The organism is Curtobacterium uvaldense (assembly GCF_028307415.1).
In the GTDB taxonomy this organism is placed as follows: domain Bacteria; phylum Actinomycetota; class Actinomycetes; order Actinomycetales; family Microbacteriaceae; genus Curtobacterium.
The window spans coordinates 30,127-42,517 of record NZ_JAQMHU010000009.1 but is presented as its reverse complement, the minus strand read 5'-3'; the positions used below and the strand labels follow the sequence as shown (position 1 = coordinate 42,517).

At 71.7% G+C, this 12,391-nt stretch carries 10 protein-coding genes; 7 read left to right on the top strand and 3 right to left on the bottom strand.

Features of this window, described 5'->3' with window-relative positions:
• The first annotated feature begins 46 nt into the window (after nucleotides 1-46).
• The 7 genes from PIJ49_RS07265 to PIJ49_RS07235 all read left to right on the top strand — a co-directional run bounded on the left by PIJ49_RS07265 (nucleotide 47) and on the right by PIJ49_RS07235 (nucleotide 7,153).
• On the top strand, nucleotides 47-997 hold the full coding sequence (locus PIJ49_RS07265) for a carbohydrate ABC transporter permease (RefSeq protein WP_245171594.1): 951 nt from the start codon (nucleotides 47-49) through the stop codon (nucleotides 995-997).
• Nucleotides 994-1,884, top strand: coding sequence for a carbohydrate ABC transporter permease (locus tag PIJ49_RS07260; RefSeq protein ID WP_209683854.1), 891 nt, complete (start codon nucleotides 994-996; stop codon nucleotides 1,882-1,884). The genes PIJ49_RS07265 and PIJ49_RS07260 overlap by 4 nt, the downstream gene beginning before the upstream one ends.
• 49 nt (nucleotides 1,885-1,933) lie before the next feature.
• Nucleotides 1,934-2,779 (top strand): ThuA domain-containing protein, encoded by an 846-nt coding sequence (locus PIJ49_RS07255; protein ID WP_245171596.1) that lies wholly within the window; start codon nucleotides 1,934-1,936, stop codon nucleotides 2,777-2,779.
• The gene (locus tag PIJ49_RS07250) at nucleotides 2,776-3,897 is read left to right on the top strand and encodes a Gfo/Idh/MocA family protein (protein ID WP_209683856.1); all 1,122 of its coding nucleotides are present in this window, start codon (nucleotides 2,776-2,778) and stop codon (nucleotides 3,895-3,897) included. The genes PIJ49_RS07255 and PIJ49_RS07250 overlap by 4 nt, the downstream gene beginning before the upstream one ends.
• Before the next feature lie 260 nt (nucleotides 3,898-4,157).
• Nucleotides 4,158-5,522, top strand: a complete 1,365-nt coding sequence (locus PIJ49_RS07245) for a sensor histidine kinase (RefSeq protein ID WP_209683858.1) — start codon at nucleotides 4,158-4,160, stop codon at nucleotides 5,520-5,522.
• The gene (locus tag PIJ49_RS07240) at nucleotides 5,519-6,139 is read left to right on the top strand and encodes a response regulator (protein WP_066652392.1); all 621 of its coding nucleotides are present in this window, start codon (nucleotides 5,519-5,521) and stop codon (nucleotides 6,137-6,139) included. The genes PIJ49_RS07245 and PIJ49_RS07240 overlap by 4 nt, the downstream gene beginning before the upstream one ends.
• Before the next feature lie 135 nt (nucleotides 6,140-6,274).
• Nucleotides 6,275-7,153: a hypothetical protein gene (locus PIJ49_RS07235; RefSeq protein WP_209683861.1), complete on the top strand. Its 879-nt coding sequence runs from the start codon at nucleotides 6,275-6,277 to the stop codon at nucleotides 7,151-7,153.
• Nucleotides 7,154-7,352: 199 nt separating this feature from the next.
• Here PIJ49_RS07235 and opgC read toward each other — a convergent pair whose 3' ends face one another.
• From opgC to PIJ49_RS07220, 3 genes are read right to left on the bottom strand one after another with little or no spacing between them, the layout of a single operon-like run.
• Nucleotides 7,353-9,869 carry an OpgC domain-containing protein gene (gene opgC, locus PIJ49_RS07230; RefSeq protein WP_209683864.1) on the bottom strand — a complete coding sequence of 839 codons (2,517 nt, stop codon included), beginning with the start codon at nucleotides 9,867-9,869 and terminating at the stop codon, nucleotides 7,353-7,355.
• Nucleotides 9,857-10,270: an ATP-binding protein gene (locus PIJ49_RS07225; RefSeq protein WP_066652386.1), complete on the bottom strand. Its 414-nt coding sequence runs from the start codon at nucleotides 10,268-10,270 to the stop codon at nucleotides 9,857-9,859. Before PIJ49_RS07225 ends, opgC begins: the two co-directional genes overlap by 13 nt.
• Nucleotides 10,267-12,294, bottom strand: a complete 2,028-nt coding sequence (locus tag PIJ49_RS07220; protein WP_066652384.1) for a glycosyltransferase — start codon at nucleotides 12,292-12,294, stop codon at nucleotides 10,267-10,269. The genes PIJ49_RS07225 and PIJ49_RS07220 overlap by 4 nt, the downstream gene beginning before the upstream one ends.
• Nucleotides 12,295-12,391 lie beyond the last annotated feature (97 nt).

The following is a 12,391-nucleotide window of genomic DNA, read 5'->3' as shown; positions in this document are numbered from 1 at the left end:
GCCGGTCGCGAGACCGGCTCCCCGTTCCCTGACGGAAGGACCTGACATGAGCGCCTCCACGCAGATCCGGCCCCGGGCGACGACGCCCGCGGCCCCCGCCCGCCCCGGACAGCGCCGCGCGCGCCTCCGGTCGTCCATCACCCGCTGGCTCTTCGTCGTGCCGGCCGCGGTGTTCGTGGCCCTGTTCTTCGGCTACCCCGTGGTCAAGAACATCCTGATGTCGTTCCAGGACTACACGACGAAGACCTTCTTCACCGGCGAGGCCCCCTGGGTCGGCCTCGGCAACTACGTCGCGGTCTTCTCGAGCAGCGTCTTCACGACCAGCGTCGTCAACACCGCCCTGTTCACCGCGGGCTCGATCGTCCTGCAGTTCGTCCTCGGCCTCGGCCTCGCGCTGTTCTTCCGGCGGCACTTCCCGCTGTCGGGCTTCCTGCGCGGCCTGCTGCTCCTGCCGTGGCTGCTCCCCCTCATCGCGTCGAGCGCGGTGTGGAAGTGGCTGCTCGACCAGGACAGCGGTGCGCTGAACCAGCTGCTCGGCGTCGTCGGCATCGGCCCCGTGCCGTGGCTGGTCAGCCCGAGCCTGGCCCTCATCGCCGTCATCGGTGTGAACGTCTGGCTCGGCATCCCGTTCAACACGACGATCCTGTACAGCGGGCTGCAGTCCGTCCCGCCGGAGCTCTACGAAGCGGGCGCCCTCGACGGCGCCACCGGCGTGAAGGCGTTCTGGTACATCACCTGGCCGAGCATCCGGAGCGTCGTGAGCGTGGTGATCGTGCTCGGGGTCGTCTACACGCTGAAGGTCGTCGACATCATCCTCGGCCTGACCGGCGGCGGTCCCGCGAACTCGACGCAGACGCTCGCCACGAACGCCTACCACCAGTCGTTCATCAACTTCCAGTTCGGCATCGGAGCCGCGGTGAGCAACGTGCTCATCGTCGTCTCGTTCGTCTTCGCGATGGTCTACATCGCGATCTCCCGGAAGGCGGTCGACGAATGAGCGTCGGACTCGCGAACCAGACCGTCACCGTCACCCGCGCGATCACGACGAAGCGGAGCGCACGAGCGCCCCGCCCGCGCCGCACCGCGAAGGGGTTGCCGTTCACCATCCTCGGGATCGTGTTCCTCGCGATCATGGTCTTCCCCGTGTACTGGATGGTGAACACGAGCCTCCAGGCCACCTCGGGAGCCGCCACCGCGACCTGGTTCCCGTGGAACCCGACGTTCGCCGGCTACCGGGCGGCCTTCGCCCAGCAGGGGCAGAACTTCGTGTCGAGCATGATCATCGGTCTCGGCACCGTCGTGCTCACGCTGGCGATCGCGACCCCGGCGGCGTACGGCCTCGCCCGGTTCCGGATGCGCGGCACGAAGGTGTTCCTGCTCGTGCTGCTCATCACGCAGATGATCCCCGGCATCGTGATCGCCAACGCGCTGTACACGCTCTTCAACAACGTCGGGCTGCTCAACAGCTACGTCGGGCTGATCCTGGCCGACAGCGCCGTGCAGGTGCCCTTCGCGATCCTGCTCATGCGGGCGTTCATGGAGTCGATCCCGCCGAGCCTGGTCGAGGCCGCGCTCGTCGACGGGGCGAACGACCTGCGTGCCTTCGTGTCGATCGTGCTGCCGATCAGCCGCAACGCCATCGTCACCGCGGCACTCTTCACGTTCCTCGGCGCGTGGGGCGACTTCCTCATCGCGCTCACGCTCACCTCGACCGACGCGGTCCGACCGATCACGCTCGGCATCTACAACTACATCGGCTCGAACGTCACCGACTGGGGGCCCGTCATGGCGACGTCGGTCCTCGCGTCCCTGCCGGCGGCCGTGCTCCTCATCGTCGCCCAGCGCTACATCTCCGCCGGTGCACTCGGCGGGGCGGTCAAGTGACGACCGCCGCCGACGTGCTCCACGCCACCCCTCCAGGAAGGCCCACACCATGACCACCACCCCGCTGCGCATCACCGTCTGGGGCGAGAACGTCCACGAGCAGGTCGAGCAGCACGTCGCCGAGCGCTACCCCGACGGCATGCACGGCGCGATCGCCGACGGCATCCGCGAGAACCTGCCGGACGCCGTCGTCCGCACCGCGACCATGCAGGAGCCGGAGCACGGGCTGACCGATGCCGTGCTCGCCGAGACCGACGTCCTGACCTGGTGGGGGCACGCCGCCCACGCCGACGTCGACGACGCCGTGGTCGACCGCGTCCACAAGCACGTGCTGTCCGGCATGGGGCTCGTGGTCCTGCACTCCGGCCACTGGTCGAAGATCTTCGGCAAGCTCATGGGCACCACGTGCACCCTGCGCTGGCGGAGCGAGCACGACCAGGAGCTCGTCTGGACCGTGAACCCGCAGCACCCGATCACACGCGGTGTCCCGAACCCGATCGTCATCCCCGAGCAGGAGATGTACGGCGAGTACTTCGACGTGCCCACGCCCGACGAGCTGGTCTTCATCTCCGGGTTCACCGGCGGCGAGGTCTTCCGGAGCGGCATGACCTACCGCCGCGGCCTGGGGAGGATCTTCTACTTCTCCCCCGGTGACCAGGACTTCCCCGTGTACCACCACCCGGACGTCCGACGGGTGATCGCGAACGCGACCGAGTGGGCGCGACCGGAGCGCGAGCGCGAGCTGCCGACCCTGCGCCGCTACGACCTCGGCGAGTACTTCGACGGGCAGCACTACCGCGGCCCGTTCGACGACGCACCCGAGGACGAGCTCGCCGAGCCCACCGACCCCGCCGAGCCCGCCGAGCCCGCCGAGCCCGCCGAGGCCCGCGCATGACCGAGCACGCCCCGCTGCGGGTCGTGCAGGTCGGCGCCGGCGGCATGGGCCGCGCGTGGCTCGGGACGGTCGCCGCCGACCCGGACGTCGAGCTCGTCGGTGTCGTCGACCTCGACCTCGACGCCGCCCGAGCCGGGGCCGAGCTCGCCGGGTCCCCGACGATCCCGGTCGGTCGCGACCTGCCCGCACTCCTGGCGGAGACCGGCGCCGAGGCCGTCCTCGACATCACGGTGCCCGTCGCCCACCACCCGGTGACGATGGACGCCCTGCACGCGGGGCTCCCCGTCCTCGGCGAGAAGCCCGCGGCGCAGACCGTCGCCGAGGCGCTCTCCCTCGCCGCCGCCGCCGAGGCCACCGGGCAGCTGTTCATGGTGTCGCAGTCGCGCCGCTACAACGACCAGCTCGTGGCCTTCCGGCAGCACGTCCGCGCGCTCGGCGGCGTCGGCAGCCTGAACACCCGGTTCGCGAAGGCCCCGCACTTCGGCGGCTTCCGCGAGGAGATGGACGACGTCCTGCTCCTCGACATGGCGATCCACGCCTTCGACTCCGCCCGCTACGTGCTCGAGCGCGACCCGGTGTCGGTGTACTGCGAGTCGTGGAACCCGTCGTGGTCCTGGTACCGCGGTGACGCGGACGCCGCCGCGGTGTTCACCTTCGAGGACGACGTCCGCTACGTCTACGACGGCTCGTGGTGCGCGCCCGGTGACGAGACGTCGTGGAACGGTGACTGGCGCGCGTCGGGAGCGTCGGGGTCGGCGTCGTGGGACGGCGACCACGACCCGTCGAGCGTGATCGACGACGCACCCGGCACGCCGGCGGGTGCGCCGGGAGTCGGTACGGAGATCGCCGGGGCGCTCGCGTCCTTCGTGCGGGCCGTCCGGACCGGGGTCACCCCCGACGGCGAGGTGCACGGCAACGTCATGAGCCTGGTGATGGTGGACGCGGCGATCGCCTCCGCCCGCTCGGGTCAGCGCGTCGTGGTCGACGACGTGCTCGAGCAGGCGCACGCGACGGCGCTCGAGGTCGAGCGGGACGACGCCATCCGGGAGCGGCTCGCCGCGTGGGGGTCGGTGCGGCAGGCGCTCGCCTCCGCGCCGGACCGCACGCCCGCGGGCTGACGCAGGCACGCACGGACGGGAGGCGCGGTGCCGGCCGGCACCGCGCCTCCCGTCCGTCGCTGTTCGCGCCACCCCGCCGGACGGATCCGCGCGTCGCGGGCGGATCCGCGCGTACCAGGTCGTTCCTCCTGACCAGGTACGCGCGGTTCCGCTTCCCACTCCAGGCGTGATGGGGAGGAACGGGCACACGACACGCGGTCGGCTCGTCCGGCATCCGCGACCAGGACGCGAGTGCAGCTCAGGGCGATTACGGTTGCTCCGTGCGTGGACACCGGGCGTCGACCAGCGGGCAGCCGACCCCGGTCGTGCTCGTCACCGCCGACCCGCGTCGTCGTGCGGCACGGACCCCCTGGCGGCGGGTCCTCGTCGGGGTCGTCGTCGCCGCGCTGCTCGGCGGCGCCGTCGTCGCGACCGCGGGCACCCTCGTGTCGCAGCGCGTCGCCGAGTCCTTCGCCGTGCGGGACGCCACCGCCGACACGGCTGCGCTCGCCCGGGTGGTGGTGGAGCCCGCCCTCGTGGACGACGTCACCAGCGGCGACCCGGACGCCCGAGCCGTCGCCCGCGCACGACTCGACGACGCCCTGGCCGGCGAGTCCCGCGCCGGCTCGACGGTGCGTCTGAAGCTCTGGGGTGCGGACGGCACCGTGCTCTGGTCCGACGAACCCCGGCTGGTCGGCGAGCGCTTCCCGCTCTCCGACGAGGACCTCGCGGCGCTCCGGACCGACCGGTCCGACGCCGAGGTGTCCGACCTGGACGAGCCCGAGAACCGGTACGAACGCGGGCACGGACCGCTGCTCGAGGCGTACCAGGCGGTGCACACGCCCTCGGGCGACGCCCTGCTGTTCGAGGCGTACCGGCCGTACGACCAGGTCATCGCCCGCGCCGCCGACCTGCGTGCCGCGTTCGCCGCGCTGGCGTTCGGCACCGTCGGGGTCGTGCTCGTGCTGCTCGTGCCGCTGCTGCTCTGGCTGCTCGTGCGGATCCGCACGGGCCAGCGGCTCCGCGAGCGGTTGCTCGGGCGCGCGCTCGACGCCGAGGCGGCCGAGCGCCGACGCCTCGCGGGCGAACTGCACGACGGTCCCGTGCAGGACGTCGCCGGGCTCGCACTCTCCCTCGGTGCGGTGCCCGAGACCCGTGCCGCCGCCGAGACGCTCCGGCAGGCGGTGTCCGCCCTCCGGACCTCGATGGCGACGATCCGCCCGGCCGCTCCCGGTCGCGACGGCCTGGGTGCCGCGCTCGACGACGCATGCGCCCGTGCCCGGGCCGCGGGGGTGCTGACGGACGTCGACGTGCCGGAGCCGCTCGAGGCCTCCACGGCCGCGCGGACCGCGATCGTGCGCTTCGTGCGTGAGGCGGTCTGGAACGCCGTGAAGCACGCCGACGCGACCCGCATCCGGGTGTCGGTGCGGGCCGACCGCGGGGACCTGGTGGTGCGCGTGTCCGACGACGGGGTGGGGTTCGACCCGCGGCTCCTCGACGGGCCGGCTCCCGCCGGGCACCTCGGCACGACGCTCCTGCGCGAGGTCGCCGAGGACACCGGCGGCGCGCTGCTGCTGCGGACCGCAGCGGGGGCGGGGACCGCCTGGGAGCTGACGCTGCCCGCCAGGACGGAGTCGCTGCGGTGAGGGTCCTGCTCGTCGACGACCACGCCCTGGTCCGACAGGGCCTCCGCGCCGTGCTCGCGACCACGACCGACTGCGACGTGGTCGGCGAGGCAGGCACGGGTGAGGAGGCCACCGAGCGTGCCGCGTCCCTGCACCCGGACGTCGTCGTGATGGACCTCTCCATGCCGGGCGCGGGCGGGGTCGAGGCGACGCGGGTGATCCGCACCACGATGCCGACGGTCCGGGTGCTCGTCCTCACCACCTTCTCCGACGACGACCGCGTGCGCGCTGCCCTGGCCGCCGGGGCGACCGGGTACCTGCTCAAGGACGCGGCCCCGGAGGAGGTCGTCGCCGCGGTCCGCTCGACGGCGCGCGACGAGGCACCCGTCGACCCACGCGTCGCCCGTGCCCTGCTGCCGGGTGCGCCGGCTCCGGGGCGGGACCGCGGACCGGCCCTGCCGCCCCGCGAGCGCGACGTGCTCGACCGCATCGCACGTGGCCTGTCGAACCGCCAGATCGCGACCGAGCTCGGGATCGCCGAACGGACCGTGAAGGTGCACGTCGGATCGCTGTTCCGCCGCATCGGCGTCGCCGACCGGACGAGTGCGGCGCTCTGGGCCCGCGACCACGGCTGGTGACGACCCGGCCGTGCACACGCCGGCGGAGCGGGTACTAGTACCAAGGTCCGATGGTGCCGCCTCCGCGTCCCGACGACGATCGTCACGAGGGACGCGACCACCGCCGGCGCGTCGGACCAGCCCAGGAGGCACCCCATGACCACCCAGCGCACGCGACGCCGCACCACCGGCATCGCCACCGCGATCGCGCTCGGCGCCGTCGCCGCGGCGGCCCTCGTCGGGGTGTCCCCCGCGAACGCGTCCGGCAAGACGTCGACCGGCGGGGACTACGCCGTCACCATCAACGGCGCCACGACGAACCCCGCGGTCGGCAAGGACTTCAAGCTCAAGGACGTCGCCGTCACCGGCACCATCGCGGTCCGCGGCAAGCACAACGGCTTCGACATCCGCATCGCCGACCTCGGCGTGTACGACTACACGCTGACCGGGGCACCGGACACCCAGCGGATGGTGACGAAGCCGACCGTGGTGTTCGCCTCGAAGGTCCCGTCGCTCACCGCCGCGCAGCTCGCCGGCACGAAGCTCTCCTCGCTCGAGGTCCGCGACGACACGCTCGTGGCGATCTTCGGCACCGGCGCGGGCAAGTTCAAGATCCAGGCGAAGGACGGCGCCCAGGGCGGGATCTTCCAGATGGAGACCGAGTTCGCCCAGCCCGTGACGTTCACGCACACGCTCGGAGCCGGGCTGTTCTACTTCATCAACCCCTACACGGGGAAGATCAACTTCGGCGACGGCGTCGCGGCGGTGTCCTCGGGCAGCGACGCGCACCAGATGCTGCTCGGCAAGGACAGCCCGCAGGTCGCGACGAAGACCTCGCAGACCGCGACGACCACGACCTGGACGGTCCAGCCCGGCGGACGCATGGGTGGTGTGCTCGGCGAGGACGCGGTCGAGCTGTCGCAGGGCGCGACGAACTGCACGAGCGACTGCCAGGCGCAGAACCAGGTCCGCGGCTCCCTGCCGGTCCCCCCGGACCCGGTGGACCCGCAGCCGCTGCGCGTCGCCACGCGCTGACGGGACCACGCGACGGACTGGAGGCGCGGTGCCAGCTGGCACCGCGCCTCCCGTCCGTCGTTCCGTCCCGCCCGCCCGGCCCGGCCCAGCCCGGCCCGAGACTCGGGCTCAGCGACGGTCCTCGTGCCGCCGACCGCGAGGACCGTCGGTCAGGACGAGACTCGGAGCCCGCTGCGACGGACCACGCCGCCCACGCGGGTCAGCGCGGGATGACCGAGAACATGAAGCGCTTCCGGATCATGTACCAGACCAGCAGGATCAGGGCCGTGTGGGCCGCGAAGCCGATCCAGCCGTTGAACCAGTCCACGCCCGGGATCGACGCGATGGCCAGCGCGAAGAAGACCTGCCAGACGAACACGTAGAGACTCGCCTGCCCGATCGGGATCCACAGCCACCCGATGACGGCGCTGATGGGCTTCCAGAACACGGTGAGGATCGCGTACGAGACGATCGAGAAGAAGGCGATGTCGACCAGACGCCCCCACTGCAGGTCCACCCGCTGGTACGCCGTGTTGTACAGGTCGTTGTACATCGACGCGGGGAACGGTGCCGGGGTGAACCCGAACTGGTCGCCCGCCCACACGTAGACGAGGAACGCGGCGTACCCGGTGATCCCGATGCCGATCAGGACCTTGCCGAGTCGGCCGGTCAGCGCCCCGATCACCTGGCGCCGGTAGTAGCCGAGCACCAGGCCGTGCGTGAAGACCACCTGCCAGGTGAGCAGCGGGAACACCGACTCGAACTGCGAGTTCAGCGGGCGGAACTCGGGGTTCAGCGCCTGGAACGCGTACAGCCCCCAGCTGACGAGGAGCAGCGCCCACCAGAAGCCGCGCCGGATCACCCACAGGAAGACGGGGATGAACAGGCTCAGCACCACGAACAGGCCCATGATGTTGAACGGCCACGGCCCCATCTCGAGCAGCAGGAACTGCCGGATCGCGAACCAGGGCGGCGGGTAGGCCAGCAGCTGCATCGCGTTCGGGTACAGGTCGTACACCCGGCCCTCGGCGCCGACGCCCCCGGTGCCGGTCCCCCGGTCGGTGAAGGTGGTGATCGCATCGGTGTTCAGGAACGGCACGAAGCTCAGCGCGAAGACGACCACGATCACCGCCAGGGTGACGACGTACTGCTTCCGCGCCCGCTTCCACGCCCCGACGGCCGCCACCCACTCGCCGAACTTCTTGATCGCGAACGGGTACGTCATGCCGAGCACCATGCCGGACAGGAACACGAACATCTCGGCGCCGGTGATCGCACCGGTGGCGTGCAGCGTGATGTACGAGTAGGGCCCGCCGATCTCGATGTGCGTGATCACCACCGCGAGGATGATGAACCCGCGGAAGAGGTCGAGGCGCAGGTCGCGCCCGGGCTTGCCGTCGTCGGGGTACCGCCAGCTCGGCAGCAGCCGTCCGACGAGCCCGCTCAGCAGGAACGCCGCTGCGAGGCCGAAGGCGCACCAGACGATCCACGCCATCTGGTCGCCGCCGGTCTCGTACTGCTGGCTGATCGCCGCGGCACCCTCCTGCGTCGTCACGCGCTCCGTCACCGGTCCGAGGACGAAGTCCCCGGCCTGTTCGAGGTCCGTCCGGAAGGACCCGGCGATCCCGGGGTCGGCCGTGTCCCGCCAGTCGGCGACGCGGTTGCCGGCCTCGGGCTCGCGCCGGTTCGTCTCGAGGAACGTCACGCCCCGGACCTCGGGGTGGTCCTGCACGGCGGCGATCACCTGCCGCCACCACGCCTGCTTGACCGGGAGCTCGGCCGCACCGCGCAACGAGTGGTCGTACAGCGCGCCGGTGTCGAGCAGCATCGGCCGGTCCTCGCCCTGTGCGAAGCGCTCGGTGAACGTGCCCTCGGACTGCGTCTGCTCGTAGCCCCAGGTCTCGTCGAAGCGTGCCGCGACCTCGCCGTCCTGCGGGACCTCGTTGCGGGTCAGCGGGACGTCGCGACCGGCGGCCTCGGTCGCCTTGCCCTTGCCGAAGAAGAACATCGACAGCCCGACCCAGTCGACGCTCTCGGCGCCGGGCCAGTACGGGCCGTAGGGGTCGTCGGCGGCGGTGAGTCGGCCGTCGCCGTCGGTGTCCAGCTCGGCGACGTCGCTGCCCGACAGGGTCTGCAGCCGCCCGGCGGACTCGCCGAACGGGTAGCCCGCGCCGTACGACGGCGACCACACCATGGCAGCGTCGGAGTCACCCGCGTGCACGGCCGCGGCCAGCGTCCGGAACGCCGGGACGAACGCGGTCGGCTGCTGTCCCCAGCGAACCCACGTGCCGTTCATCTGGGGAGCGAAGCGCACGAGCAACTGGGTGTCGTACTGCCGGTGGACCTCCTCGAACAGCCGGTTCGCCGCGGCGGCGTCGGCCTTCGTGAGGGACCGCAGCGACCGCGACGGCTCCAGGCTCACCGCGAGCACCGCGCCCTGGGTCGCCGCCGCGCGGGTCGCCCGCAGGAACTCGTCCCGTGCGCTGCGGTCGAAGGGGTACTCGATCTCGACCCCGTAGACCGACGGCGTCGCGCCGAGCCGACCCTCGTACCCGTCGGGGGCGTCGCTCCCCCAGTCGAGGTCCGGGCCGAACCACACGCGCCCGTCGGAGGGCGTCTCGCCGGCACGACCCGGAGCCGACACGGCCGACGCGGGGAGCGCCCCGCCGAGCAGCAGCGTCCCGACGACGACGAGGAACGCGACGGCCTTCGCCAGCGCGCCCCTCACCGGTTGCACGCCAGGGTCCAGATGTTGTGGCCGCCGGTGTGCTCGTGCTCGAGGCGGTCGAGCGCGGCGATCGCCAGCGCGAGGCCGCGACCGCTCTCCTCGTCGGGGTCGGCCATGGTCACGGCGGACAGGTCGACGTCGGCGGGGCGCCCGTTGTCGGTGAGCACCGCGACGAGCTCACGGTCCGTGGCGCAGAGCTCCACCGTGTACCCGCGGCCGGCCTCGGCATCGGTGCGTCGCGTGTGCTCGACGATGTTGGCGGCGATCTCGGCGAGGGCGGTCTCGAGCGAGAAGCGGAGACGGGCGTCGTCGATCGCCATGGTGTCCCACCAGGCGCCGAAGCGGTCCTGCACGACGTCGAGCGACTCGGCGACGGCCGGGACGTCGAAGGTCAGGTCGTGGTCGGTCACAGTGGGCCTCCTGCCGTCGAGGACACGTGTTCGGACTGCGGCGTCCCCGCCTCCGGTCCGCGGTAGAGCACGGCGCGGACGACGATGCTGAAGATGAACAGGTCGAAGATCACCCACGCGGTGTTCACGAGCGGCGCGATGCCGTCCGCCTGGCCCGTGGCGTACCGGATCGCGATCATCACGAGGGCGGCGACGAGCGCACCCATCGCGTACAGCTGGGGCTTCACGAGGTCCCACCGCGGTCGCTGGTCGGACTCGTCCTTGACCTTCGGCGTGACCCGGAACCCCAGTGGCTTGCCACGGAACACGTTCTCGAACGCGCTCGTCACCGACTCGATCCAGACGGGGAACAGCGCGAGCGAGTACTGCTGCCCGCGCCACGTGGGTCTGCCGGCGGCCACCACCCAGAACAGCAGCTGGTTGAGCACGAGGAACGGGATGAGCCGCACGAAGAAGTCGACGCTGTAGGCCTGCACGGGCACGACACCGAACGACAGGCAGAGCACCGGGGCCGCGATGTACACGATCGCCGCGAAGCCCGAAAGGTAGCTCCACATGGTCGAGAAGTACATGAGGCGCTGCCCCCACGACAGGCCCTTCTGCACGAGGGGGTTCTCGCGGAAGAAGACCTGCATGGTGCCCTGCGCCCAGCGGAGTCGCTGCACGAGCATGGTGGGCAGGTCCTCCGGCGCGAGGCCCTTCGCCAGGATCTCGTCGTGGTACGCGGACCTCCATCCCAGGCCGTGCAGGCGCATCGCGGTCGCCATGTCCTCGGTCACGGAGATCGTGGCGAGCGGCATGATCGGCTGGGCCTCGTCGTCGCGGTTCACGTCGAGCGCCCGGGCGAGCACCGCGATGGACTCGATCGCGGCCACCGGCGAGGCGTCCCGTCGTCCGAGCACGTCGAGGGCAGCGTCGTCGAGGCCGGCGAAGGTGTCCGCCTCGGTCGACATCGCGGCGAGCTCCTGCAGGTCACGGCGGACCGACTCGAGGTCGGCGGCGGCGAACCGGTACGCGATCGCGTCGATGCCGCGCTGGAAGTCGTAGGTGACGTCGCCGAGCGGTTCGCCGCGGTCGATCTGGTCACGGGCACGGTCGACGACCTGCTCCGCACCGTCGAGCGCGTCGAGCACCCGCGGGTCGGTCTCGGTCTCGCGGGCTCGTGCGAGCAGCTTCCGCGACGTCTTGATGGTCCGCTCGACGGACTCCTCGACCTCGCGCACGTAGCGGGTCACGCCGAGCTGCATGAGTGCCTCGCGCCGCAGGATCGCGTTCGACCCGCAGAAGAACGCCGCGTTCCAGCCGTCCTTCGACTGCTGGATGGGCCCGTAGAACAGCGGCGCCTGGCTGCCGAGCAGGTCGGCCTCGGGCACGTTCTCGAACCACTGCGGCGTCTGGACCAGCGCCATGCGCTCGTCCTTGAAGTAGCCGAGCGTCCGGTCGAGGATCGACGGCTCCGGGACCTGGTCGGCGTCGAGGATGAGCAGGAACTCGCCCTGCGTCGCGAGCAGCGCGTTGTTGAGGTTGCCGGCCTTCGCGTGCCGTGGCCGGTCGACCCAGTCGGCGCCGCGCGTGATCACGCCGATGCCGAGGGACTCGGCGGCGGCGCGCATCTCCGGGCGGTTGCCGTCGTCGAGGATCCACGTGGCGTGCGGGTGCGTGATCGCCTTCGCCGCACGGGCGGTGCGGACGACCAGCTCGACCGGCTCGTTGTACGTCGTGATGAAGACGTCGACGGTGACGTCCCCGGCGGGCTTCGTCGGCGGTTCCCCGCGTTCGCGGAGTCGCCAGGCGCCGAACGCGAACAGCAGCGAGTCGATCACGCTGTAGGTCTCCGCGAGGATCAGCGGCACCGCGATCCACCACGAGTGCCAGTTCACCGAGCCGATCCAGCGCCAGACGATGTAGTTGACGCCGGCGATCGACGCGAGGAGCGCGACGGTGCGCACGGTCGCGAGCCGCTTGGTCGGGGTACCGGTGGTGAGTCGGCGACGGTCCTGACGGCTGACGTCGAGCGCGGTCATCGGCGTCCTTCCTGCTGCAGCCGGCGAGCGCTGGGTGAGTGCGCCGTACCGCCCTGTCTACCGCAGGCAGGGCACCGCTGTCAGCCCGCCGCCCCGT